At 30.5% G+C, this 25,255-nt stretch carries 23 protein-coding genes; 2 read left to right on the forward strand and 21 right to left on the reverse strand.

The genetic code is table 11. The annotated features are described in order from the left end of the window. Nucleotides 1–13 precede the first annotated feature (13 nt). From ACQPUW_RS15025 to ACQPUW_RS15065, 9 genes are all read right to left on the reverse strand, one after another. Nucleotides 14–913, reverse strand: coding sequence for a DNA-3-methyladenine glycosylase family protein (locus ACQPUW_RS15025; protein ID WP_430838307.1), 900 nt, complete (start codon nucleotides 911–913; stop codon nucleotides 14–16). A gap of 17 nt (nucleotides 914–930) precedes the next feature. Beyond that, complete coding sequence (locus ACQPUW_RS15030) at nucleotides 931–1,344, reverse strand: C-GCAxxG-C-C family (seleno)protein (RefSeq protein WP_430838308.1); 414 nt, start codon at nucleotides 1,342–1,344, stop codon at nucleotides 931–933. A gap of 280 nt (nucleotides 1,345–1,624) precedes the next feature. Beyond that, nucleotides 1,625–2,818: a phospholipase C gene (locus ACQPUW_RS15035; RefSeq protein ID WP_430838309.1), complete on the reverse strand. Its 1,194-nt coding sequence runs from the start codon at nucleotides 2,816–2,818 to the stop codon at nucleotides 1,625–1,627. A 147-nt stretch (nucleotides 2,819–2,965) separates the two neighbouring features. Next, nucleotides 2,966–3,814: a 3-hydroxybutyryl-CoA dehydrogenase gene (locus ACQPUW_RS15040; RefSeq protein WP_430838310.1), complete on the reverse strand. Its 849-nt coding sequence runs from the start codon at nucleotides 3,812–3,814 to the stop codon at nucleotides 2,966–2,968. 33 nt (nucleotides 3,815–3,847) lie between these two features. Further along, nucleotides 3,848–4,846, reverse strand: coding sequence for an electron transfer flavoprotein subunit alpha/FixB family protein (locus ACQPUW_RS15045; protein ID WP_430838311.1), 999 nt, complete (start codon nucleotides 4,844–4,846; stop codon nucleotides 3,848–3,850). Between the two features lie 19 nt (nucleotides 4,847–4,865). Beyond that, nucleotides 4,866–5,648, reverse strand: coding sequence for an electron transfer flavoprotein subunit beta/FixA family protein (locus tag ACQPUW_RS15050; protein ID WP_204595764.1), 783 nt, complete (start codon nucleotides 5,646–5,648; stop codon nucleotides 4,866–4,868). Nucleotides 5,649–5,664: 16 nt separating this feature from the next. Next, a complete protein-coding gene (locus ACQPUW_RS15055) occupies nucleotides 5,665–6,804 on the reverse strand; it encodes an acyl-CoA dehydrogenase (RefSeq protein WP_204595765.1) in 1,140 nt (379 codons plus the stop codon). Nucleotides 6,805–6,868: 64 nt separating this feature from the next. Continuing rightward, on the reverse strand, nucleotides 6,869–7,651 hold the full coding sequence (locus ACQPUW_RS15060; protein ID WP_430838312.1) for a short-chain-enoyl-CoA hydratase: 783 nt from the start codon (nucleotides 7,649–7,651) through the stop codon (nucleotides 6,869–6,871). A 270-nt stretch (nucleotides 7,652–7,921) separates the two neighbouring features. Continuing rightward, the gene (locus tag ACQPUW_RS15065) at nucleotides 7,922–8,566 is read right to left on the reverse strand and encodes a redox-sensing transcriptional repressor Rex (RefSeq protein ID WP_430838313.1); all 645 of its coding nucleotides are present in this window, start codon (nucleotides 8,564–8,566) and stop codon (nucleotides 7,922–7,924) included. 397 nt (nucleotides 8,567–8,963) lie between these two features. On the opposite strand from ACQPUW_RS15065, the gene ACQPUW_RS15070 reads away from it, so the two are divergent. After that, nucleotides 8,964–9,809, forward strand: coding sequence for a phosphatase PAP2 family protein (locus ACQPUW_RS15070; protein ID WP_430838314.1), 846 nt, complete (start codon nucleotides 8,964–8,966; stop codon nucleotides 9,807–9,809). 85 nt (nucleotides 9,810–9,894) lie between these two features. On the opposite strand, the gene ACQPUW_RS15075 is transcribed toward ACQPUW_RS15070, so the two are convergent. From ACQPUW_RS15075 to ACQPUW_RS15120, 10 genes are all read right to left on the reverse strand, one after another. Next, on the reverse strand, nucleotides 9,895–12,108 hold the full coding sequence (locus ACQPUW_RS15075; protein ID WP_430838315.1) for a heavy metal translocating P-type ATPase: 2,214 nt from the start codon (nucleotides 12,106–12,108) through the stop codon (nucleotides 9,895–9,897). Between the two features lie 15 nt (nucleotides 12,109–12,123). After that, nucleotides 12,124–12,483, reverse strand: a complete 360-nt coding sequence (locus ACQPUW_RS15080) for an ArsR/SmtB family transcription factor (protein ID WP_430838316.1) — start codon at nucleotides 12,481–12,483, stop codon at nucleotides 12,124–12,126. 114 nt (nucleotides 12,484–12,597) lie between these two features. Then, nucleotides 12,598–12,777, reverse strand: coding sequence for a hypothetical protein (locus ACQPUW_RS15085; protein WP_430838317.1), 180 nt, complete (start codon nucleotides 12,775–12,777; stop codon nucleotides 12,598–12,600). Between the two features lie 173 nt (nucleotides 12,778–12,950). Beyond that, nucleotides 12,951–13,511: a zinc dependent phospholipase C family protein gene (locus ACQPUW_RS15090; protein ID WP_430838318.1), complete on the reverse strand. Its 561-nt coding sequence runs from the start codon at nucleotides 13,509–13,511 to the stop codon at nucleotides 12,951–12,953. A gap of 428 nt (nucleotides 13,512–13,939) precedes the next feature. Beyond that, on the reverse strand, nucleotides 13,940–14,680 hold the full coding sequence (locus ACQPUW_RS15095; RefSeq protein ID WP_430838319.1) for a M15 family metallopeptidase: 741 nt from the start codon (nucleotides 14,678–14,680) through the stop codon (nucleotides 13,940–13,942). 223 nt (nucleotides 14,681–14,903) lie between these two features. Beyond that, the gene (locus ACQPUW_RS15100; protein WP_430838320.1) at nucleotides 14,904–15,971 is read right to left on the reverse strand and encodes a mannose-1-phosphate guanylyltransferase; all 1,068 of its coding nucleotides are present in this window, start codon (nucleotides 15,969–15,971) and stop codon (nucleotides 14,904–14,906) included. A 482-nt stretch (nucleotides 15,972–16,453) separates the two neighbouring features. After that, complete coding sequence (locus ACQPUW_RS15105; protein ID WP_430838321.1) at nucleotides 16,454–17,779, reverse strand: D-serine ammonia-lyase; 1,326 nt, start codon at nucleotides 17,777–17,779, stop codon at nucleotides 16,454–16,456. Nucleotides 17,780–17,800: 21 nt separating this feature from the next. After that, nucleotides 17,801–19,156, reverse strand: coding sequence for an alanine/glycine:cation symporter family protein (locus tag ACQPUW_RS15110; RefSeq protein ID WP_430838322.1), 1,356 nt, complete (start codon nucleotides 19,154–19,156; stop codon nucleotides 17,801–17,803). A 17-nt stretch (nucleotides 19,157–19,173) separates the two neighbouring features. Beyond that, the gene (locus ACQPUW_RS15115; RefSeq protein WP_430838323.1) at nucleotides 19,174–20,487 is read right to left on the reverse strand and encodes an alkaline phosphatase family protein; all 1,314 of its coding nucleotides are present in this window, start codon (nucleotides 20,485–20,487) and stop codon (nucleotides 19,174–19,176) included. Nucleotides 20,488–20,514: 27 nt separating this feature from the next. Continuing rightward, a complete protein-coding gene (locus tag ACQPUW_RS15120) occupies nucleotides 20,515–21,306 on the reverse strand; it encodes a DeoR/GlpR family DNA-binding transcription regulator (protein ID WP_430838435.1) in 792 nt (263 codons plus the stop codon). Nucleotides 21,307–21,506: 200 nt separating this feature from the next. On the opposite strand from ACQPUW_RS15120, the gene ACQPUW_RS15125 reads away from it, so the two are divergent. Then, the gene (locus tag ACQPUW_RS15125; RefSeq protein ID WP_430838324.1) at nucleotides 21,507–22,775 is read left to right on the forward strand and encodes an MFS transporter; all 1,269 of its coding nucleotides are present in this window, start codon (nucleotides 21,507–21,509) and stop codon (nucleotides 22,773–22,775) included. A 216-nt stretch (nucleotides 22,776–22,991) separates the two neighbouring features. On the opposite strand, the gene ACQPUW_RS15130 is transcribed toward ACQPUW_RS15125, so the two are convergent. Next, nucleotides 22,992–24,410 (reverse strand): aldehyde dehydrogenase family protein, encoded by a 1,419-nt coding sequence (locus ACQPUW_RS15130; protein ID WP_430838325.1) that lies wholly within the window; start codon nucleotides 24,408–24,410, stop codon nucleotides 22,992–22,994. 13 nt (nucleotides 24,411–24,423) lie between these two features. Further along, entirely contained in the window at nucleotides 24,424–25,254 is an 831-nt protein-coding gene (gene eutJ, locus ACQPUW_RS15135; protein ID WP_430838326.1) for an ethanolamine utilization protein EutJ, read from the reverse strand. Between the last annotated feature and the right edge of the window lies 1 nt (nucleotide 25,255).

The following is a 25,255-nucleotide window of genomic DNA, read 5'->3' on the forward strand; positions in this document are numbered from 1 at the left end:
CTACTATATGTTATTAATCTATCTTTATACTATTTTCTCTAGCATAATAGAAAAGATATTGTTGTGCAAAACCTGATAAATCTTTAAACTCATTTCTAGCAAATATTCTTATCTTATTTAGTGAACCTTCTTCAGCATTATAGAAATGCATCATAGCTCTCTTTACCCATACATCAACTGGGAATGCTGAATACTTACTCATTGAGAATAACATTATACAATCTGCAACTTTAGCACCTACCCCTTTAAATTCTTGGAGTGCTGTATGACACTCATCATCAGTTAAAGAAGTTATTCTTTCAAGGTTATATACGCCTTCTAAATTGTCTAAATCGTTATTTATGTTAGCTACTGTATCTACAATATATTTACTTCTAAATGAAGCTCCTGTTTCTCTTATCTCATCTTCAGTAGCATCCTTTAGCATTTCTGGAGTTGGGAAAGTATAGAACTTCTCACCTTTGTACTCTATTTCAGTTCCCCATCTTTCACTAATCTTTTTGATTGTCTTTTTAATTGAAGGTATACTATTTCTTGCTGATACTATGAAACTTATAACAAGCTCAAATGGTTCTTGGTTTAATATTCTTATTCCATATCCATAATCAACAGACTTTTTTAGTATCTCATCTTTTGAAAGCTCTTCTTTAATTTTTGAATAGTCTCTTTCTAAATCAAAGTATTCAAACCATATGTTCTTAAAATCTTCTTCGTTTGAATTTAAAATTGTAACTTTATCATCTTCTTGCACTACTTCGATTACTCTTCCATATGCAATTACTATGTAATCAAGCTCTGCTTTCTTTTCCCATCTAAAGCATTGCCCACACTCTAATATTTGTTTTATATTGAAGTTCTTAACACCTTCTAATATAACTTTATTATCTTCATATATAGCCTTTTTGTAATCCATATATCTCCTCACCTTTTCTACTGTTTATTATTTCTTTCTCTCTCTATTATTTCGCCTAATACTGAAGCTGCAGTTTTAATCATAGTAGTGCACCTTCTATCAGTATCGTTAAACTTTTCCTTAAGCTCACTACAGTTTAAAGTTTCTAATTCTTCATCAAACCTTCTAAGAAATTCTGATGACAACTCTCTAACTATTGGACTTTCATGACCTCTTTCATTTGTGAACATTACTCCTATTACAGCTAATGAACCTGTTGCTGCACCACATGTTCCTTCTATACTCATTCCCCCACCAAATGATGCCATTATTTTTAGAGCATCCTTTGAAAGATTTAAATCATATTCATCATTTGCAGCATACAAAATACATTCTGCACAGTTTAAATCATATTTCTTATCCCAAAATTTTATTGCATTATCAATTAACATTTTTCCACCTACTAATTATTATCAATTAATTACTTTTGTTAATTATATCATATTTTTAAGATTTATCATTCCTTTTATCTTTTCCTAGTTGTTAATATTCTATTTCTTTTTTTCAATTTCTAACTATTATAAAAATAAATTTTTTCTATTTTCTTTTTCTAATCCTTACACTCATACTTACCTTACATTAAATACATATCTTAATGATTTAATCATTTTATTAGAATATATAAAAAGAGATAACACCTACTGTTATCTCTTCCTATTATTTAAAATATTTTTAGTTTAAAGAATATGTTGTATCACCTGAAACCCATTCATTGATATTTTTTTCAAGTCTAACCTTATCACCAGCTATAACTTTCACATAACTTGGTTTCCAGCCGTCTGGGACAGAGAACTTCTCATCTCTTATCCACATATTCTTTATATCACTATACTTAATATTCTTATTTTTCAATTTTAATGTGTATGTACCCTCTTGGTTTCTTGTAAAATCATCACCTGGGTTATCTAAAGCCCATTCTTCTTTTACTCCATCTTTTGTTTCAATTCCGAAATAAATATAATTATCAGTTCCAGCATCCTGTACATCAGCTGTCTTTATCATAACTACTATTTCGTTAAGAGCATAATCTTTATCTACTGCATCTTTATTGGATACATCATTTAAGAATCTGTATAAATATCCTGCAACACCTTTTTGTGCGTTTCCAACTCCATGAGAGGCTGCATATTCCCAATCATCCCAACTATTACTCATAGTTGCATGGCTGTAATATAAATCTTTAGCTTGCTTTGCCCAATACTTACAATATCCTTTTGACCATTCATTAAAGTTATCATTTTTTAATGTATCTTTATAGAATGCATCATCTGTATTATATCCTGTTGTATCTAATCTGTATGTATCTTTTCTTTCTTCTGCATATGTTTCAAACTTAACATGACCTGGGCTATCAACTGCTGTTACGTTAGCTGCATGATATGGAGTATTTAAATCACCAAAATAGTGCATGCCTTGTCCAAGATACCAAACGGCTTTTTCGTAATTACCTTTAGCCCATTCATTCTTTGCAAGTGCTGCAAACTTTCTAGTTTGTGATTCTGCATTATCTGGTACAGCATATGAAAGATACCATTTATTATCCTGAGTAAAATTATGGTCAGTATCTGGATCCCAGAAATGGTCTTGATATAAGCTATAAGCATTTGGATCATAATCTGGGAATGTTGATCCTAATTGAAACTTATGTAAGTTTTCCTCTAAAATACTTAAATTATTCCTTATAGCTTCTGGTTCATCCTTTGCTAAATCATGTTTAAGCACTTCAATAGCTTGGGTAACGATTACAGAATGAGTCCCTGTTCCATCCTCTTTTCCATCCCAAGCATAGGCCTTAGTTGTATATCCAATACATATAAGTCCCGTCAGTAAAGTACAAGATAAAATCTTTAAAATCTTTTTATTCATTTGTAGTCCCCCTGTTTTTTATCTTTTGTGTAAAGCATTTATCATAATAATTATAATATATAAATATATAGAAAAAAAGTGACTTTTTTACAATTCATAAAAAAGTCACTTTTATTATATTGGTGTAGTGTAGTTTAGTAATTTCTCTTATTTGCTATAATCAAAGAATCCTTTTCCAGTCTTTCTTCCAAGCCATCCAGCTCTTACATACTTTCTTAAGATATTTGATGCTCTATACTTAGTATCTCCTGTTTCAGTATATAAAACATCCATGATTGCTAAGCAAACATCTAATCCTATTAAATCTCCTAAAGCTAAAGGTCCCATTGGGTGGTTTGCACCATATTTCATAGCTGTATCTATGTCTTCTGGTGAAGCTATTCCTTCTTGAAGAATAAATGATGCTTCATTTATCATTGGGATTAATATTCTGTTTACTACAAATCCTGGAGCTTCTGCAACTTCTACAGGTTCTTTTCCGATTTCTATTGATAACTCTTTAACAGCATCAAAAGTTTCTTGGCTTGTAGCTATTCCTCTAATAATTTCAACTAGCTTCATTACTGGAGCTGGGTTGAAGAAGTGCATTCCGATAACTTTATCTGGTCTCTTTGTAGCTGATGCAACTTCTGTTATTGATAATGATGAAGTGTTTGAAGCTAAGATTGTTTCTGGTTTACAGATTTCATCTAACTCAGCGAAGATTTCTTTTTTGATTTTCATGTTTTCTATAGCAGCTTCTACAACTAAGTCGCAATCTGCAGCTAAAGTCATGTCAGTTGTTCCTGAAATTCTTCCTAAGATTTCTTCTTTAACTTCTTCTGTCATTTTTCCTTTAGTAACTAATCTTGTAAGACCTTTGTTGATTCCTGCGATTCCTCTTTCAACAAATTCATCTTTAATATCTCTAACTATTACTTCGTGACCTTTTTGTGCGAAAGCTTGAACGATTCCAGCTCCCATAGTTCCTGCACCTAAAACAAATATCTTTTTCATATTAATACCCTCCTAAAATTCAAGTTGAAAATCTTATTTTGCTTCTTTGAATTGAGCGATAAGTTCTGGTAAAACCTTATTTACATCTCCAACGATAGCATAGTCAGCCATCTTCATGATTGGAGCTGTTTCATCCTTATTGATAGCGATGATCATATCTGAATCTTGCATACCAGCAGCATGTTGAATTGCTCCTGAGATACCACATGCAATGTATATGCTAGGTCTTACAGTTTTTCCTGTTTGACCAACTTGATAATCTCTTTCTATCCATCCTTTATCAATAGCACCTCTTGAAGCTGCAACTGATCCTTCTACAACTTCTGCTAATTCATAAAGTTTATCAAAGTTTTCTTTACTTCCAAGTCCTCTACCACCAGCTATTATGAAGTTAGCTTCGCTTATATCTTCTACTTCTTTAGCTTCTTTTACTATTTCAACAACTTTAGTTCTTATATCTGAACTAGTTAAGTTAACTTCTACTTCTTCTATTTCAAAGTTAGTGTTCTTTTCTTCAACCTTTGCGAAAACTCCAGGTCTTACTGTAGCCATTTGAGGTCTATGATCTGGACAAGCAATTGTTGCCATTAAGTTACCACCAAATGCAGGTCTTGTAGCTAAAAGGTCTCCGTTTTCAACTACAACATCTAATTGAGTACAGTCAGCTGTTAATCCTGTTGATAATCTAGCTGCAACTCTTGGTCCTAAATCTCTTCCTATGAAAGTAGCTCCTATGAATAATATTCCTGGCTTTCTTTCTGAAGCTAAGTCACAAATAACCTTTGTGTAACCATCAGTTGTGTAATGTTCTAATTCATCATGATCTGCAACGATAACTTCATCAGCACCATTTTCTCCTAATGTATTAGCTAATCCTTTTATATCTTTACCTAGTAATAAAGCTGTAAGCTTAACTCCTAGTTTATCTGCAATTTTTCTACCTTCGCCTAATAATTCTAATGATACTTTTTGTAATTCGCCTTCTCTTTGTTCAGCAAATACCCATACGCCATTGTAATCTGCTATATTCATTTTCAATTACCTCCCAAATTTAGATGTAGTGTTTTTCTTTTAATTTTCCGATAACATATTTAACTGAGTCTTTAGGTCCTTCTTTTACTAATTCTCCAGCACCCTTAACTTCTTTAGTCATTGACTTCTTAACCTTTGTAGGTGAACCCTTAAGTCCTAGTTCAGCCTTATCTACATCTATATCATCTGCTGACCATATAGTTATTTCTTTATCAACTGTATCGAAGATTAATCCAACATTCATATATCTTGGATGATTTAATTCTTCAATTGCAGTTAAAAGACATGGTGTTTGAACCTTTATTAATTCATATCCATCTTCTAATGCTCTGTTTACTAATAATTCTTTATCTCCTTCAACTGTAACTCCTTGAACGTAAGTTACTTGAGGGATATTTAAATGTTCTGCTATTTCTGGTCCAACTTGAGCTGTATCTCCATCGATAGCTTGTCTTCCAGCGAATATAATATCATATTCTAATTTCTTAATTGCTCCAGCTAATGCTTTTGAAGTAGCAAGTGTATCTGCTCCAGCAAATGCTCTATCTGTTATAAGAACTGCTTCATCAGCTCCCATACATAATGCTTCTCTTAAAGCACTTTGAGCTTGAGGAGGTCCCATACTAATTACAGTAACCTTTGCCCCTGATTTATCTTTTATTTGAAGTGCAGCTTCTAAAGCATGCTTATCTTCTGGGTTTATGATTGATGGTACTCCATCTCTTATAAGTGTACCTGTCTTAGGATCTATTTTAACCGCTGTTGTATCTGGAACTTGTTTTAAACAAACTAATATATTCATTCTTAAAAGGCCTCCCCTATCTTAACTTGCTTCCTGCGATAACCATCTTTTGAACTTCTGAAGTTCCTTCATAGATTTCTGTTATCTTAGCATCTCTCATCATTCTTTCTACTGGATATTCTTTAGTGTATCCATATCCACCGAAGATTTGTACTGCCTTAGTTGTAACTTCCATTGCAACGTCTGCAGCAAATAATTTTGCTCTTGCAGCTTCAACTGAATATGGAAGTCCAGCTTGCTTTAAGCATGCTGCCTTATATACTAAATGTCTTGCAGCTTCAACTTTTGTATCCATTTCAGCTATCATCCATTGTAATCCTTGGAATGCTGAAAGTGGTCTACCGAATTGTTTTCTTTCTTTCATGTAGTTAACAGCTTCGTCTAAAGCGCCACCTGCAATACCTAATGCTTGAGCAGCTATACCAATTCTACCACCATCTAGAGTTTTCATAGCTATTCCGAATCCTTTACCTTCTTGTCCAATTAAGTTTTCCTTTGGAACAATACAGTTTTCCATGATTAACTCAGTAGTTGATGATGCTCTAATTCCCATCTTATCTTCAAGCTTACCAATTGAGAATCCTGGGAAGTCTTTTTCAACTATAAATGCTGATATTCCCTTTGTACCCTTGCTCTTATCTGTCATAGCAAATATTATGAAAGTTTCAGCAACTCCACCATTTGTTATGAATATCTTTGAACCATTTAAGATGTAGTTATCTCCATCTAAAACTGCAGTAGTTTGTTGTCCTGCTGCATCTGTTCCTGCTCCTGGTTCAGTTAAACCAAATGCTCCGATTTTTTCTCCCTTTGCAAGTGGAACTAAATATTTTTCTTTTTGTGCTGGCTTACCAAATTCATTTATTAATGAAGCACAAAGTGAAGTGTGAGCTGAAAGTATAACTCCAGTTGTTCCACATACTTTTGATAATTCTTCAACTGCTAGTATGTATGAAAGTACATCTCCACCAGCTCCGCCTAATTCTTTAGCAAAAGGTATTCCCATCATACCTATCTTAGCCATTTTTTCTACGTTTTCCATTGGGAATCTTTCTGTTTCGTCGATTTCAGCTGCAATCGGTTTTACTTCGTTTATAGCGAATTCTCTAACCATTTGTCTTACTAATTCTTGTTCTCTAGTTAATTGGAAATTCATTTAAATTACCCTCCTAATCAATACACCTTGATTCTTTTTAGTGATTTATAATTATTATTTAAATTTATTTATTTTGGAAGTTCTTTTCTCTTCTTTCCATGAAAGCAGTCATTCCTTCAACTTGGTCTTCTGTGCTAAAACATTTACCAAAATCTTCTGCTTCTATCATGATTGCTTCATCTATATCAACTTGCATTCCTCTTCCTATTGCATCTTTACATAACTTAACAGCAATTGGTGCATTAGCCATAATCTTAGTTGCCATAGCTCTTGCCTCTTCCATTAAGTTTTCTAGAGGAACTACTTTATTTACTAATCCAATTCTTAACGCTTCATCAGCTTTAATGATGTCACATGTATAAATAAGTTCTTTTGCTTTTCCTTCTCCAACTATTCTTGATAGTCTTTGAGTTCCACCAAATCCAGGAGTTATTCCAAGACCTGCTTCTGGTTGACCAAACTTAGCTTTTTCTGAAGCTATTCTTATATCACATGCCATTGAAAGTTCACATCCACCACCTAGTGCAAATCCTGAGATTGCAGCTATAACTGGCTTATCTAATTTTTCTAATCTTCTGAATACTTTGTTTCCTAAAACTCCGAATTCTCTTCCTTGCTCTTCATTTAAATCTTTCATTTCTGAAATATCTGCTCCTGCAACAAAAGATTTTTCTCCTGCTCCAGTTAGGATAACGCATGTTATGTTATTGTCTTTTTCTAGATCAGTAACTACATTATCAAGATCCTTTAAAGTTTCTGAGTTTAGAGCATTTAATGCCTTTGGTCTATTAATTGTTACGATAGCTAAATTTCCTTCTTTTTCAAGAAGCACATTTTTTAATTCCATTAATAAAGCCCTCCCTTTATAATTACGTTATTTATATTTTCATAATTAAATTAAACTTCATGATACAAACGATATCCTATACCATCAATTTCATTTGTCAAAACTTAATAAAATCATCAAAAAATTTGATGTTTGTTAATATTATAACAAATGATGTTAAAAAATAATTGAAGCCTTTCAACTTCAATTACAATTATAATACTTTGTTAAATTTTTTGCAATATAATTCTGTGAATTGATGAAAAATTTTTAACAAAATCCTTTTATTTACTATTTCGTTTTGTCATTTTTATCATGTAATAGATATATTAATGTTAATAAACTCTCACTAAGATGTACATTTTCTACAGTTACTTCATCTGGTACTGCAAGATCAACTGGCGCAAAATTCCATACTCCTTTCACACCACCATGTACTAAAGTATCACAAACTTTTTGTGCATTTATTCTAGGTACACATATAACACCTACATCTATACTATTATTACTTAAGAAGCTTTCTAAATTATCTATATCCTGTATTTCAACATCTCTTATTCTCATTCCTAGAAGCTTAGGATTTGCATCGAATATAGCCTTTAAATTGAAGCTCATCTTCCCAAATCTAGTGTAATTAGCAATCGCCTGACCTATGTTACCAGCACCTATAATTATTGCATTATACTCTTTATCTAATCCAAGTATAGTACTTATTTGATTTGTAAGTTCTCTTACATTATAGCCGTATCCTTGCTGCCCAAAATCACCAAAACAATTTAAGTCCTGACGTATTTGTGAAGCAGTGAAGCCTATCTTTTCTCCAAGTTCCTTTGAAGATATTCTATCAACGTCGTTATTTAATAACTCATTTAAATATCTATGATATTTAGGCAATCTCTTGATAACAGCCATAGAAATATTTTTCTTTTTTTCCATACTGTATTCTCCTTAATTAATCTTTTTTTTAACAATGTTCATATATATTATTAACAACTTTTCTTTAAAAACTCTAAATCTAGAGTAAATTTTTTTAACTAACATTATTATATTATCATAAAAACAATAAAAATAATCTATTTTTCGTTATAAAAAATAAAGTTTATATATAAGTATCAACTTATATATAAACTTTGCTTCAGATATAAAGTCTATATATGACTTTATAACAGGATTACTCATCCTGTATGCTACCCATCTGTTCTGCCTGAAAGATTTACCGTAGTAAATTATACTTAGCTTTAAATCCTTTGTCAATGGAATTACTTGTATTATAAGGCTTTCATAGGATATAATTATATTTATTTTAAAATTTACAATAGTAAGGAGTTATCTTATGGAAGTAATACAATACATTCAAGGATTCGCCAATCCTTTTCTTGACTTTTTTTTCAGTACCATAACTCATATTGGAGGTTCAACAATAGGTATCCTTTTCTCTATACTATTATTTTGGTGTGTTAATAAAAGATTAGGCTATAAATTTCTATATGCAGTAATCTTCTCTTTTTCCCTTAATAATCTTATTAAAGGATTTTTCAATTCGCCAAGACCAATAGGACAACCTGGAATACTTAGTAGTGACATTGCAACTGCAACGGGAAGTTCTTTCCCATCTGGTCACTCTCAAGCAAGTGCAACAACATTTACATTCTTAATAAGTCAATATAGAAATATATATATATGGATAATTGGAATCTTCATGATGATTATGGTTCCTTTATCTAGACTTTATTTAGGTGTTCATTGGCCAAAAGATGTAATAGCTGGGACAATAATAGGAATCATATCTGTTTTTATTTCAAATAAAATATTTGAATCATCCTTTGACAAATCATCATCATTTATTATTTATTCCTTAATACTATTTCTAACAATAGGTATTTTTGTTCCAAGCAACGATTTAAGTAAATCTCTTGGAGCATTTATAGGACTTGTTGTTTCATTAATAATAGAAAAGAAATTTATTAACTTTGATCCTAATGGAAGCTTTATAAATCATTTAATTAAATGTCTTATAGGTGTAATTGGCGCTTTAATTATTTATCTTGTTTTTTCAAAGTTCTTACCATCATCTAATTTCTTTTCATCATTAAAATACTTTTTAATAGTTATGTGGGCTGTTTCAATATCTCCATATATATTTATTAAGTTTAAGTTATGCAATAAAGCTTCAATTTAATGTAAAATAATATATTATGATAAAGTAAAAAAGCCACAAATACTTGTGGCTTTTTTACATTAATATATATCTTAAATCATATCTATTAATTTTTAAGTGCTCTCATTGAATTTAAAACAGCAATCAATGTAACTCCTACATCTGCAAATACCGCTTCCCACATATTTGCATCTCCTATAGTAGCTAGTATTAATACTAATACCTTTATTCCTAATGAGAATATTATATTTTGCCATAATATCTTATTAGTTCTTCTTCCTATCTTAATAGCATCTACTAATGCAGATGGCTCATCTTTCATTAATACAACATCTGCCGCTTCTATTGCTGCATCTGATCCTATTCCACCCATTGCAACACCAACATCTGCTCTTGCAAGCACTGGGGCATCATTTATACCATCTCCAACAAAAGCAAGCTTACCATCTCTTTCTTGGCTTAAAAGTTCTTCTACTTTTTCTACCTTATTATTTGGTAACAGCTCTGAATAAATGTTGTCTATTCCAATTTCTTTACCAACTGATTCTGCAACCTTTTTACTATCTCCAGTTAGCATTACTATATTTTTAACGCCAATTTCTTTTAATTCCCTAATTGCATCTTTTGTATCATTTTTGATTTGGTCAGATATTATTATATTTCCTTTATATTCATTATCAACAGCTATATATACTATAGTTCCAACATTATCTTCCTTAGGAACTTCTATATTGTTAGCTTTCATTAATTTTTCATTTCCTGCAAGTATTACATGTCCTAAAGCTTTAGCTACAACACCTTTTCCTGATATTTCTTCATTACTATCAATTACTATATCGCTTAAATCTTTATTAGTTGAAACTTTATATTCTTCAACTATTGATTTTGCAATTGGGTGATTAGAATAACTTTCACAAATAGCTGCGTATTTTAAAAGTTCACTTTTTGAAATATCTATATTATTTATCTTATTAACCTTAAATACACCCTTAGTTAGTGTTCCTGTTTTATCAAATACTACTGTATCGATATCTTTTAAAGACTCTAAATAGTTTCCGCCTTTAACTAATATACCTTTCTTAGATGCTCCTCCAATTCCAGCAAATAGACCTAAAGGAACTGATACTACTAATGCACATGGACAAGAAACAACTAAGAAAATTAATGCTCTATATATCCATTCACTAAAGTTACCATCCCCTGTTACTAAAGGAGGTAATACTGCTAATGCTAATGCACATATTACTACAATTGGTGTATAGTATCTTGCAAATTTAGTTATAAACTTTTCTGTTGAAGCTTTTTTGCTACTTGCATTTTGTACCAATTCTAAAATTCTAGCAACTGTTGAATTTTCAAATTCACTTGTCACTTTAACTTTTATAGTGCTAGTACTATTTATGCATCCAGCTAATATTTCATCTCCACTCACCTTACTTACTGGCATTGATTCTCCAGTAAGTGCTGATGAATCTATTGAAGTATTACCTGATATTATTATTCCGTCTAGTGGTACTCTTTCACCTGGTTTTATTATGATTATATCGTCTATTTTAACTTCCTCTGGTGAAACCTTAATTATTTTATTATCTTTTTCTAGATTTGCATATTCAGCTTTTATATCCATAAGCTCTGATATTGAATTTCTTGATCTATTTACAGCATATCCTTGGAATAGTTCTCCTATTTCATAAAATAGCATAACTGCTACTCCTTCTGGATATTGACCAATTGCTATAGCTCCAATAGTTGCTATACTCATAAGGAAATTCTCATCAAATACTTTTCCTTTAAGTATATTTCTTAAAGCACTTAGAAGTACTTCTCCTCCAACAAAGAAGTATGAAATTATTAATATTATTGCATTCTCATTTAGTATCATTCCTACTATAAATAGTATAATACCAACGATAAGTCTGATGTTTTCCTTTATAAAACTAATAAACTTACTATCATTACTTTGATTATTTTCTTTAACTTTATTAGCATGTCCATGTTCATGATGGTTATGTCCATCATGATCGTGTCCAGTACAAACTCCACCACTACAATGTGATTCGCTATTCTTTACAGGTTTTGATGCTAATGAATATTTTTCTACCTCAACATCAGGTTCTAAATCCTTAACTACCTTAGTAACTTTATCGATCATATCTTTCTCATCAATATTTGCATCATATTTGACTATTAAAAGTTTAAATGAAAAATTTAAAGTTACTTCTTCAGCCTCTGGAAATTTACTAACAATGCTTTCAATCTTACTCGCACAGTTAGCACAATCTAATCCATTTAATGATAGTTTTAACTTCTTGCTTTCCATAAAATTTTCCTCCTTTTATTCATTTACGTGATTTAATCCTTCATTAAATATTCTCATAATATGCTCATCATCTAATGAATAATAAACAACTTTTCCTTGTCTTCTAAACTTAACTAATCTTGCATTTTTTAATGTTCTTAATTGGTGAGATACCGCTGATTGAGTCATGTTTAGAAGAGCTGCTATATCACATACACACATTTCACTTTCATAAAGCGCACATATTATTTTTATTCTTGTTGTGTCACCAAATACTTTAAATAATTCTGCTAAATCATATAAAGTTTCCTCTTCTGGTAATCTACCTTTTGCATAGTCAACTCTATCTTGATGTATTATATTACAATTACACTTGTCTATTGAATTATTACTCATAAAAATCTTCCTCTCATATGAATGATTGCTCATATGTTCATTATATGCTTTCCTACTAAAAAGGTCAACATTAAAAAATAAAAAAAGCATAAAATAGTAAAAACTATTTTATGCTTATACACTTTCACGCTTTTCTAAATTTTCAATAATAAGACTTAGTGCTAACATAACTGCAGTTATGATGATTTGCCAAATTACCTTTTTTTCATTATTTACAAGCAAAGGAATGGTTATAAATAAAACTGCCCATACTAGAAGTAGTATATCATTCAGATACTTTGCTTCTAACTTCATTACATCACTCCACTCATCCTCCAAATATATTTAAATTATATCATAATTCTATAATTTAAAATTGTGAATCGTTTTGCAATTTAACCCTCAATTTGACCTATTTTTTATATTTCATTCCTTATTACAAGTAAATTTTCAATATAACTAAATATTCTCTAGATATATTAAAACCCTTATATAGCCACTCTATTTTCTTTTTCATTTGCAACTATTGATTCAATAATCATATTAAAAACATTACTACATACATAGTAAGCAAAATTCAAATCATTTGTAAAGCCTTCTTCTAATTGATATAACTCTAAAGTCTTATCTATAAATTCTCTTACATTATCTATTTGCACTCTATTATTCTTTATAACATTTATCTTGTAATTTTTTGCAGCTTTTGAAAGTTCTCTTTCATAAAGAACATGAGGTTTTATTGCATTTTTAAATTCCCATCTTTGGAAATGTGGCAAGCAATAATAGTCAGTCAAGAAGTGACAGATGACCCCTAGCTCTCCACTAAACTTTCCTATACTACTTTCGTTATTTATTTCAGTTATAGAAAGAGATGATAATCTATCTATCATATCAACTATCATATCTATACTTTCTGTATAATAATGCTTTTTAAATTTATATCTTGAAGCACAATCTGGCTTTATGTTTCCCCATATGAATCTTTTTCTATTTATTAAATGTGATCTATCTTCTCTAAGATTGTCTAATATATAATCGGCTATCATCATGTGAGTGTTCATCATCATTTAAACATCACTTCCTTATCAAATTTAAACCTTAATTTCATCTTACTATAATCATCATATAAAATATATGTTATACTTCTGGACAAGTTGCTAATTATTTCAGAAAAGGTTTTACTATTTCAATATAAGGTAATTATTTCTTTAATTAATTTTATTTTAAAGTTACCTTAGTCCACTTTTTATTGTACCACTTTTAAATTTTTTTATTACAAAAAATTGAAATAGTAATCTAAAATTAATATATTTGAGCTATATATATTAACAATATTTATATATAATTCTTACAAATAATAGCATTACTAATTATATACAAAAATAAATGAAGGTATTTCTTATATACCTTCATTTACTATGACTATCTCCTTACCCCTTACGTTTATTTGGTTTAATCTTTAAATAATTATATATTTTTATTTTTTCATAAATTCCTCTAGGGTTAATCCTGTTTCCTGTATTTTTTTTGCAACATCTTTCCCTACATATCTTATATGCCATGGTTCATACTTATAGCCTGTTATATTCTCTTTTCCTTTTGGATATCTAAGTATAAACCCATAATCATGCATATTTTTCTGTAACCATATAAATGCATTAGTATTCTCAAAATTATCTGTTAATGTTGTATCTTCAGGAGATCCAACATCTATAGCTAGACCTGTTTGATGCTCACTGTAACCTGGAACTGCAACATACCTTTTTGTATACTCCATCCCTTGACTTTTTACACTTTGATCAAATACATTCTTCTGATAGTCATAAGTTCTATATGCTGAAACTGGTACTAATTCAATTCCATCATTTTCTGCTGCTTTAAACATTTCTTGTAACTTTTCCGCTGCATCTTTTTTCATAAGTATTTTCTGATTTGTTTTAGTATTTACATTCACTAAGTTATCTGGCTCATACTCTGATTCTAATCCATTCTCTTTATTTACAAGTAAAATTTGACTTTTATATACATTTGCTATTGTCTCAGTTTTTTCATCTTTTACACCTGACTTTATATATTTTTCATCAGATTTTATATCAGCATTAATACTTTTTACACATACAAAAAATATTAATGGCAATATAATTAACATAGAAATAACTATTATAGCTCTATATCTTTTCCTCTCCATTTTTCTTCTTTCTTTATTATAAAATTTCATATTAAAGTTCTCCCTTCTATAACCTTAATGTAACTTAATCAGTTCCATTAGTTATAAACTTATCGCTTCAAAGTTGTAAGTTAATATAGTACTTAAATAACATATTGTTAATAAGATTTTGTCTGTCTTATAAAAACTATAATTTGATATGTATATTTGAAAGTATATCCAATTATAAAAAAATTAAAGCAAGCTTAATTAAAATTAAGCTTGCTTTTTATAACTACAAATATTCCTTATAATCATTTGCTCTATCCAAATCATTTAATAGATGCTTTATTTCCTGATCTTTATCTCTATCCATTACAAGAAGTACATCTCCTGCATCTACTATTACTAGATCCTTAACTCCTAAACCTATTATAAGATTTTTTCCTCCAAATACTGAACAGTTTTCACACTCTTCTAAATAAACATTTTTAGATACTGCATTACTTCTACTAGCATCTAAGAATCTACTAAGTGCATTAAAGCTTCCAATATCATCCCAGGAGAAATCACATTTAATAACATACGCTTTTCTGGTTTTTTGCATTACTCCAAAATCTATAGATATTCCATCTATTAATTTATATTGTTCCTCTATTACTTTCTCTTCATCATCTCCGCCTATATGCTTATATATCTCCATAAGTGGCTTGTGCATTAATGGAAGATATTTTTCAATTTCTCTTAGTATTACATCTGCTCTAAATACAAACATGCCTGAATTCCATAAATAAGTACCTTTATAAATGAAATCTTTTGCTACTTCAAGATTAGGTTTTTCAGTAAATCTTGCTACCCTATAAGCTGGTCTATTTCCGCTAATCCTGTCGCCCATCTCAATATATCCATAACCAGTTTCTGGTCTTGTAGGATCTATCCCTAAGGTTACTATACATCTTCTCCTATTTGCCAATTCTACGGCTTGGGCCAGAGTTTCTATATATTCTTTTTCATTTTCTATATAGTGATCTGATGGTAGCACTATCATTACTGCATCTCTATCTTTCTTTAAAAGTCTAACTGCTGAAAGACCTATGCATGTTGCAGTTTCTTTATTCATAGGTTCTGTAATAATATTATCCTTTTCGATATCACTAAGTTCTTCTTCTATCTTTTCTCTATAATTTTGGTTTGTAACTACGTAGATGTTTTTCTTGTCTATTAAAGGAGCTATTCTGTCTACAGTATTTACTAAAAAACTTTTATCATTAATGATTTTTAGAAATTGCTTAGGTTTTTCTGCTCTAGACAAAGGATACAATCTACTTCCTTTACCACCAGCTAAAATAAGCCCGTATATCACATCTTTTCAACTCCATGTAATACTTTAGTGTATTCTATGTTATTTTTTAAGACTTTGTGCAATAAAAACCCTACCTATTTATGATACAACTTTAAACTTTATCTAGAATAAAACATCTATAAAATAATAATATATACGACTCCTATTAATTTTTTTACGTAATATCACAATATATTTTATCTATAATCATATCATTATTTTGAGCATTAGCTTTTATTTTGGTTTATTTATCATCAAATTCTTTATTTACTTTCCATAAAAAAACACCCTATTAAATAGATTTTCACAGATTTTTATCTGTATCTATTTAACAGGGGAAATATTAAAAAGAGATATATACGTTCTTTTTCCAAAATATAATTAATTTTATTTTAAAACTAAATTTATTTATTTAAATACTAGATAAATTGACTTTCAATAAGTAAATTTATCTTATTATTAGTTTTCTTCTAAGTATACTTTTTATCAAAATAATATAAAAATTACTCTTCTAAACAAGTATTTAAGTATGTTTTTATCATTTCATCTGGAACTAAATTTCCACCAGTTGCCCAAGCAATATGAGTCGCATCTTTCATATAATCTTCTAAATTATTTCTATGAACATATTCTTTAAATTCATTTGGCTTAATAAAAGTTGCAAAGGCAGCACAAGCTGATGGTTCTATAAATACATCTTCTGTTTTTAATAAATTTCTCATCAATTCATATAAACGCTCATCTTTAATAGTACCTATACCACTTAACTTATCTTCTATAACTTTACCAACGAATGCTGAAGGTCTACCTACCGCAAGTCCATCCGCATCAGTTTTTCCGCTTATTCCAAAATCTTGTACACATACTTCATCATGCTTTCCAGTTGCCATTCCAAGAAGCATACAACAAGCTTCTGTTGGCTCTGTAAAGAAGCAATGAACATTATCTCCGTATACTTCCTTTAATCCATAAGTTACTCCTCCTGGAGCTCCCCCAATTCCACATGGAATATATACAAATAATGGATGTTTATCATCTACTATTATATTTTTTTCTTCTAATTGTTTTTGTAGTCTTTCTCCTGCAACTGCATATCCTAAAAATAAACTTACTGAATTTTCATCATCAACAAAATAACTCATTGGGTCTAAATCAGAATTTTTTCTTCCATTTTCTACTGCTGCACAATAATCTGTAGGATATTCAATTACAGTTACTCCTTTGCTACGAAGTAAATCTTTTTTCCATTGCTTAGCATCTGAAGACATATGAACAATTACTTTAAAGCCTAATTTTGCACTCATAATTCCTATACTAAGTCCAAGATTTCCTGTTGATCCAACTTGAATAGTATATTGATTGAAAAATTCTTGGAATTTTTCTGTTGCTAAAATACTATAGTCATCTGACTCCTTAAGTATCCCCTCTTTAATTGCTAAATCCTCTGCATATTTTAAAACTTCATAAATTCCACCTCTTGCCTTAACTGATCCTGCAATAGGAAGATGACTATCCATCTTTAAAAATAATTTACCTTCAATATCTGATGAATATTTATCATTTAAATACTTTTTCATATTTTCTATTTCTTTTATTGGTGATTCAATAATTCCATTATTTGCTTTTGTCTCTGGAAAAACTGTCTCAATATATGAAGCAAATCTTTCTAACCTTCTTTTTGCATCTTCAATTTGTTCCTTAGTTACAACGCCTTTTTTTTGCTCTTCTTCAGGCTTTTTCTTATCATTTATCCATAATGTTTCTCTTAAATTTACAGCTTCTAAAATTGCTGGAGTTTTTTCTACATAATCTTTTATCTTCTTATCCATATTATAATCCCCTTTATATAATTATTTTTCTATAAATCCATTTTTAGGATCAAAGAATTCTTTTGTGAGCTTTCTTACTTTAGGTGAAAGTATAATCATAGCTATAACATTAGGAATAATCAATAATCCCAATGCACAATCTTGAATAGACCAAACTAAATTAACAGTAACCAAGCTTCCGTATATTATTAACATTGGAAATATTATTTTATATATATATGTTGATTTTTTTAATTTTAAATATTTTAAACTAACATGTCCAAAATACCACTGACTCATAAGTGATGTAGATGCAAATAAAATAAGACTAATTGAAACAACATATCCTAACTGTGGTATAACTGTTCCAAATGCAGAAGCTGCTAATGTTGCTGCACTGGCAGTATGTGTTTGATTAACTCCACTAATTAATACAACAAATCCAGTTGTACTACAAATTATCATAGTATCAACAAATACTTGAATAATACCATACAAACCTTGCCTAACTGGGTGATCAACATCTGCTGTTGAGTGTATTACTGCTGCTGATCCTTCTCCAGCTTCATTTGAATATAATCCACGAGCAACACCATATCTCATTGCTTCTTTAATAGTAATTCCATACACTCCACCTAAGCCTGCCTTTAATGTAAATGCACTTGAAAAAATTGATTTAATCATATCTGGAATCATACTCCAATAGCTTAATATAACAAACAGCCCTCCAACTACATATATTGTAGCCATTATAGGAACTACTGTTTCTGATACTTTAACTAACCTCTTTAATCCTCCACTAATTACACAAAACATTAAAATTGCTAAGATAATACCTGTTATGGCCTTAGGAATCATAAATGTTTCCTCCATAACTGATGAGACAGTATTTGCTTGAATCAAAGTACCACCTGCATTTTGAATAAATAGTAATATAGCTACCAGTGAACCAAGCCACGGCTTCTTAAGTCCTTTTTCTATATAGTACATAGGGCCACTTATATACATTCCATTTTCATCTTTTTCTCTATAGTATATCCCTAAAACAATTTCTCCAAATTTAGTAGCCATTCCAAAAAAAGCTGCAAACCACATCCAAAATAAAGCTCCAGGTCCTCCAGCTAAAATCGCAGTACTAACACCAACAATATTTCCACTTCCCACGCAACTTGCTAATGATGCCCATAATGCTTGAAAAGAAGATATTGAATTACCATTATCTTTACTTTCTTTTCTACTTTTAAATATAATACTTTTAAATATAAATGGTATTTTAGTAATTTGAACTCCATTAGTAATAATTGTGTAAAATACTCCTAAGCCAATTAATAAAATAAGAAGCCAGTTTCCCCATAATAAATCTGATAACCTAGAAAAAAATCCTTCAAGTATATTCATATTCTGCTCCTATTTATCTACAAAATATTTTTTCCTTCTGCTTGTGATAAAACAAATCCCATAATATTAGCAAGTGTTGGTGCGATATCTATTAAATTCATCTCACCTATATCTTGTTTTGATTTAATTCCTTTTCCTTCAATTAAGAATGAAGATTTCATTTCTTCAAAGTTTTCACTATATCCATGCTGTGCCTTTTGAGCAAGTTTTGTTGTACAATAATCTCCTAAAACGTTTTCTCGAATTTCATACCCTTTTTTTGCTACAAGTACAAACTCAGCAAGTGGGAAGCCACCTCTTTTTTTAGCTTCTTCTCTATCTAAAACTTCTAATATACCGCTTTCTTCATCAGAAGTCATTTTTTCAATAACTTTTTTAAGCTTGTCTATAGTTTCTGCATCTTCTGAATCTTTAACTCTTATTTCAGCTGTTCCCCCAGCCCTTTGAGCCCAAGCTTTCCATGAAATAATGTTTCCACATTCATCTACATCAATTAATCCAGCTTCTTTTAATAACATATTTGGATTAATATTGTATTCATTATCTAATGTTCCATGATCAGATACAACACAAACAACTACATTATCATTTGTTATTTCATGAACCTCTTTTATTAATATACCAAGCATTTTATCTATCTTTTCAAGTGCATGTGCTGCTTCTTTACTGTAGACACCGTTTACATGAGCCATCTCATCAAATGATGCAAAGTAAGAAGTCATAAAAAATGGTTTATCTTTAACTAACTCTTGAATTTTATTCTTAAGTACCCACATAGTTGCCTTGAATCTTTGCTCGTCCCCTTCTTCGGTAAGGTCTAATCCACCTGCATATCTTCCAATTTCTTTTTCCATTTTTGAAATAATTCCTTGTGGTTTTGAAAGAGCATTGATGAAATAACTATCAAATTCAGTTCCATCCCACCAAAATTCCGGTACTATAAAATCTCCTTCTGCACAAACTGATGTAGGAAATGCAACACTTGCAGAAACGTAACCGTTTTCTTTAGATGCCTTCCAAAGATTATCAACTTTTTCACTTGCAAACCAATGCCATGCTCCATTGTGAATTCCTTTTGGATCAAAAATGCCATTATTAAAAATACCATGCTTTGCTGGGTTTGTACCTGTTATAATACTTTGATGACATGGGTAAGTGAACGTAGGAAAAACGCTCCTTACACCACATCTTGAATAAGTTCCATTTTCAATAAAATATTTCTTTATGTTAGGAAGACTAATGCCAAGCCTTTCTTGTTCAAAAATAAACTCTGGTTTTAATGCGTCAATTGATACTAATAATACACTAGGTTTCTTGTCATTACTTATCATTTTCTTCTCTTCCCCTTTATACTAAATTTATTTTGTTGGTTTTACAATTTTAATTCCTTTATCTTTAAAAGGTTTTATTTGCTCATCTGTTGCATATGAATCAGTTATTATCATGCTAACCCTATTTACATCACACATTTTAACTAATGAATTAACACCAAGTTTACTATTGTCTGCAATAACAAAAATTTTATCTGATGCTTCCATCATTTTTTCTTGAATACTAATTTCATCCATACGCTGATAAGTTACACCTTTCTCAACAGATATTCCACATGTTGTAAGGAAAAAAGTTTGTATACTTAATTTTGAAAAGAAGCTCGCTGAAATATCAGATATAAATGCTGCTTCATCATCCTTATATACACCGCCTGTCAGTACAAGAGTTATTCCATTAACACCTGCAAGTTCATTTGCAATAATTAGTGAATTTGTAATAACAGTTAATAATTTAAATTTCCTTTTAATTGCACGAGCAAGTTCTAATGATGTAGTTCCTGAATCTAAGGCAACTAATTGTCCTTCTTCAATAAATTGTGTTGCTAATTCTGCAACCTCAATCTTACTTTCTATATTTTTACTTTCTCGTTGATTAAATGATGTATATAATAAATTATCTAAATTATCTTCTTTTATAAGAAGAGCTCCTCCATATGTCCTTTTTAATAGTCCTCGTGACTCCATATTTTCTAAGTCTCTTCTAATAGTCTCGGAAGATACATTTAAAACTTTTTTTAATGTTGATACCTTAACAGTTCCATCCCCTTGCATTAGGTTAAGTATTTTTAGGTATCGTTGTTCAACTAAAATCTTAATCACCTCTTCCAATTATTCTATATGTGTATTATAGCACTAACTTCCTCACAATTCAATATGTTATCGTCTACATAATCGTTTACTCACACATAAAAACAACTTTTTTGCACATAAAAACACATAAACACTTGAAATAACTTTTATTTGCATATATAATTATGGTGTAAACGGATTCATAAAATATTTAATAGGAGTTGACATTAATGGATACAAAGACAAAAATTTCAAAGAAATGGTTATCTTTCGGCACATTAATTTTAGGTGCTGGAACAATTTATAAACTTGGATTTCTTAAAGATGCATTTTATGTACCTATGCAGGAATTCATGGGATTATCTCATACAGAAATAGGTACTGCTATGAGCGTTGCTGGTATTATATCTACTTTTGGATTTTTAGCTTCCATGTACTTAACAGAGCGTGTTTCCAAAAAAATAATGATTCCTGCTGCATTAATAGGAACTGGGTTATTAGGATTTTGTTTGTATACGTTCCCATCATATCCTGTTTTTCTAATTATATATGCTTTATTAGCCGTATGTGCGGACATGCTATTCTGGCCTACAATGCTTAAGACAGTGCGTTTACTTGGAGATGAATCAGATCAAGGACGTATGTTTGGTATTTTAGAAGCTGGTAGAGGATTAATTGATACATTAGTTGCATTTGGTGCATTAGGAATATTTGCTGCATTTGGAAGTAATGCAGCTGGATTAAAAGCTGCTATACTTTTCTACTCTATTGTTCCTATTATTATAGGTTTAGTTTCATACTTCTTATTAGAACCAGATACAGTTGAAGTTAAGACTCATGATGGTAAAGAAGTTAATAAAGGTAAAGCTGCATTAGATGGTGTAATTGCAGCATTAAAGAATAAAAACATATGGTTAGTTTCATTTAACGTTTTTACAGTATATAGTATTTATTGTGGTTTAACATACTTTATTCCATTCTTAAAAGACGTTTATGCATTACCTGCTGTATTAGTTGGCGCATATGGAATTATAAATCAATATGCACTTAAAATGCTTGGCGGACCAATTGGTGGATATATTAGTGATAAAGTTCTTCATTCAGCTACTAAATATTTAAAATATGTCTTTGCTATAGTTGGTATTGCTCTTGCTATATTTGCATTCATGCCTCATGGTAATATGCATGTATACTTTGGAATGGCTATGACTTTAAGTATAGGTGCTTGCGTATTTAGTATGCGTGCTATCTTCTTTGCCCCAATGGCTGAAGTTAAGGTACCTAGAGAAATAACAGGTTCAGCAATGTCACTTGGTGCATTTATAGGATATTTACCTGGAGCATTCTTATATACAGTATACGGAAATGTATTAGATCGTAATCCTGGAATAGAGGGCTACAAAATTGTATTCCTAATCATGGCTGGTTTTGCTGTTGTTGGATTCTTCTTAAGTACTTACATTTTATCTACTATAAAAAAAGAAAAAGCCAATTCATAATATTTTATAAAATACTTATAAAAAAAGACCGATGGATACTCTCCACGGTCTTTTTGTAATTCTTTACTTTTCATATTTATAAACTAATGAACTTAGCTAAATTATTTTATAAATGAATAAAATTATATTACTTCATTATAGGATAACTAATTAATATCATCTTTATGAATACAGCTAATCCCTTATATCTTTTCTCTTTAATAAAATACATATATTTTATCTTATATGAAATGCATCTACCATACTACACCTACGCTTCCTACAAAAAGATTTAGCAGAAGTTAAACCTTCCCCAGTAGGACCAGCTATAGTAAATGTTGTATAGCCTTCTCCACCTACCCCTATTCCAGCATAAGATGGTGCATTTTTAACAAAAATTGTTGTTTCAAGAAGTCTAGCCATTTTTGTAAGTTTTTCAACATTCTTTGAATGCATTATAGCTGTATGTCTATTACCCTGTTCAGCAACATAAGCACATTCAATAGCTTCATCTACGTTACTAACTCTTACAACTGGTAGTATTGGCATCATCATTTCCTCTGAAACAAAATGGTGATTTCTATCAACTTCCATAATTATTACTTTTATATCCTCATTAACGCTTATTCCAAGTTTATTTAAAATATATTGAGCACTTTTACCTACAAATTCAACTTTGGGACCACCTTGTTCATTAGTAACTAATTGCAAAAGTTCTTCTATTAATTTTCTATCTTTTATTTCATAAGCACCATTTAATTTCATGTTATGAACTAAATAATCAAATACTTCATCAACTGCAAAAACTTCTTTTTCTGCAATACATGGAACATTATTATCAAAGCTACAGCCGTCTACTATATCCTTTGCTGCTTTTTCAATATCTGCAGTTTCATCAACAACTACTGGTGGATTACCAGCCCCTGCTCCAATTGCTTTCTTTCCAGTGGACATAACTTTTTTTACTATAGTAGGCCCTCCGGTAGCAACTAATACACGAACCTTAGGGTGCTCCATCATAATATTTGTATTCTCAATTGATGGCTCCTTAACGGTAGTAATAAGATTTTCTGGTGCTCCTGCTTCCTCTAAAGCTTTATTTATCATTGTAATTAATTTTATAGTAACATTTTTTGCTCTCGGATGAGGACTAAATACTACTGTGTTACCTCCAGCGATCATTGACATTGAATTACAAATAACTGTTTCTGTTGGATTTGTAGTAGGTGTAATAGCTCCAATCACTCCAAATGGACAATACTCAACTAAGGTAATTCCATTATCTCCTGTTATTGCTTCTGTTGTTAAATCCTCTATTCCTAAAGTTTTTTCTGCTGCAACTCTATTTTTAATTAGCTTATGTTCATACTTACCAATCTCAGTTTCTTCAACTGACATTCTAGAGATTAATTCTAGGTTTTCTCTTTTCAAAATAACAGCCTTTATTGTATCAACATATTTCTGTCTTTGGGCCATTGAAGACCTTAGTAACTGCTTTTGTGCAATATCAGAGGCTTCAACTGCGGAATCCATTGTATCAAAAATACCATAACTTTTTTCATTACTTAAATTATTAAACTCTACAATCCGCTCCTTTTTCACTTCTTCAATTGCTTGTCTAACTATTTTTTCTACTAGCATAGCATCTATACTCATTTTAACTTTCACCTCATCTCATTTTTTGCTCTCTATTACAATTCATTGCAATACCTAATGGTGTTACAAGTAAAGATTCATTAGTTTTTATTGTTTTTATACCAATTTCTTTTTCAAAGATATCATTAAACTCCTCAAAGCAGCATGCCCCACCAACAACATAAATTTGTGGTATATCGTGGCCTTCCAAGTGTTTTTTTACTATTGAAGCCATTTTTTCCACTACAGGCTTAATAATTGGAAAAATTTCTTTATCTTTTTTAGGATCTTTCTTTAAGTTTTCTGCCTCTTCAATAGAAATTCTATAATAACCTGCAATTACTAATGTCATATGACTTCCACCAGTCGCTTCATCAGCAGTTAATATAACCTTTCCATCCTTTAAAATACTAATTCCTGTTGTTCCTCCACCAACATCAACAACTGCTCCATCTTTAATTCCAAGTAAAGTAGCTGCTGCTGTAGGCTCATCCACAACATTTATCACATCAAATCCTGCTGCTTCTACGACATTTGATATACATTTAATATTTCCTTGAATTATTCCAGGTGGAACAGCTGTAGCCGCATACCGTAGTTCTCTTCCAATAGCTTCTTCAATGCTAGATTTCATTTTTTTTAAGATGTTTATTGCACCAATAAAATCTACAACAACCCCATCTTTAACAACTGTTGATGGAAATGTAGCACCTGCAATAGGAACATTATCTTCGTCAGTAACAGAGATAACTATATTCGCTGTACCTAAATCTACTCCTATTCTTAGTTCTCCATCGCATTTATTATACTGATTATTAGCAATTAATTCAGAAAACTTCCCTAAACTTTCATTGTATATTACCATT

Origin of the sequence: Clostridium sardiniense (assembly GCF_050584765.1) — a bacterium.
GTDB lineage: Bacteria > Bacillota > Clostridia > Clostridiales > Clostridiaceae > Clostridium > Clostridium sardiniense_A.

What these genes read in the sequence shown, in the direction of transcription:
- ACQPUW_RS15095 (WP_430838319.1), bottom strand. Translation starts at nt 14,680, where the DNA reads ATGAAATTTTATAATAAAGAAAGAAGAAAAATGGAGAGGAAAAGATAT.
- ACQPUW_RS15040 (WP_430838310.1), bottom strand. Translation starts at nt 3,814, where the DNA reads ATGAAAAAGATATTTGTTTTAGGTGCAGGAACTATGGGAGCTGGAATC.
- ACQPUW_RS15125 (WP_430838324.1), top strand. Translation starts at nt 21,507, where the DNA reads ATGGATACAAAGACAAAAATTTCAAAGAAATGGTTATCTTTCGGCACA.
- ACQPUW_RS15090 (WP_430838318.1), bottom strand. Translation starts at nt 13,511, where the DNA reads ATGATGATAGCCGATTATATATTAGACAATCTTAGAGAAGATAGATCA.
- eutJ (WP_430838326.1), bottom strand. Translation starts at nt 25,254, where the DNA reads ATGGTAATATACAATGAAAGTTTAGGGAAGTTTTCTGAATTAATTGCT.
- ACQPUW_RS15130 (WP_430838325.1), bottom strand. Translation starts at nt 24,410, where the DNA reads ATGAGTATAGATGCTATGCTAGTAGAAAAAATAGTTAGACAAGCAATT.
- ACQPUW_RS15065 (WP_430838313.1), bottom strand. Translation starts at nt 8,566, where the DNA reads ATGGAAAAAAAGAAAAATATTTCTATGGCTGTTATCAAGAGATTGCCT.
- ACQPUW_RS15060 (WP_430838312.1), bottom strand. Translation starts at nt 7,651, where the DNA reads ATGGAATTAAAAAATGTGCTTCTTGAAAAAGAAGGAAATTTAGCTATC.
- ACQPUW_RS15055 (WP_204595765.1), bottom strand. Translation starts at nt 6,804, where the DNA reads ATGAATTTCCAATTAACTAGAGAACAAGAATTAGTAAGACAAATGGTT.
- ACQPUW_RS15115 (WP_430838323.1), bottom strand. Translation starts at nt 20,487, where the DNA reads ATGATAAGTAATGACAAGAAACCTAGTGTATTATTAGTATCAATTGAC.
- ACQPUW_RS15110 (WP_430838322.1), bottom strand. Translation starts at nt 19,156, where the DNA reads ATGAATATACTTGAAGGATTTTTTTCTAGGTTATCAGATTTATTATGG.
- ACQPUW_RS15085 (WP_430838317.1), bottom strand. Translation starts at nt 12,777, where the DNA reads ATGAAGTTAGAAGCAAAGTATCTGAATGATATACTACTTCTAGTATGG.
- ACQPUW_RS15105 (WP_430838321.1), bottom strand. Translation starts at nt 17,779, where the DNA reads ATGGATAAGAAGATAAAAGATTATGTAGAAAAAACTCCAGCAATTTTA.
- ACQPUW_RS15045 (WP_430838311.1), bottom strand. Translation starts at nt 4,846, where the DNA reads ATGAATATAGCAGATTACAATGGCGTATGGGTATTTGCTGAACAAAGA.
- ACQPUW_RS15025 (WP_430838307.1), bottom strand. Translation starts at nt 913, where the DNA reads ATGGATTACAAAAAGGCTATATATGAAGATAATAAAGTTATATTAGAA.
- ACQPUW_RS15035 (WP_430838309.1), bottom strand. Translation starts at nt 2,818, where the DNA reads ATGAATAAAAAGATTTTAAAGATTTTATCTTGTACTTTACTGACGGGA.
- ACQPUW_RS15075 (WP_430838315.1), bottom strand. Translation starts at nt 12,108, where the DNA reads ATGGAAAGCAAGAAGTTAAAACTATCATTAAATGGATTAGATTGTGCT.
- ACQPUW_RS15050 (WP_204595764.1), bottom strand. Translation starts at nt 5,648, where the DNA reads ATGAATATATTAGTTTGTTTAAAACAAGTTCCAGATACAACAGCGGTT.
- ACQPUW_RS15070 (WP_430838314.1), top strand. Translation starts at nt 8,964, where the DNA reads ATGGAAGTAATACAATACATTCAAGGATTCGCCAATCCTTTTCTTGAC.
- ACQPUW_RS15080 (WP_430838316.1), bottom strand. Translation starts at nt 12,483, where the DNA reads ATGAGTAATAATTCAATAGACAAGTGTAATTGTAATATAATACATCAA.
- ACQPUW_RS15030 (WP_430838308.1), bottom strand. Translation starts at nt 1,344, where the DNA reads ATGTTAATTGATAATGCAATAAAATTTTGGGATAAGAAATATGATTTA.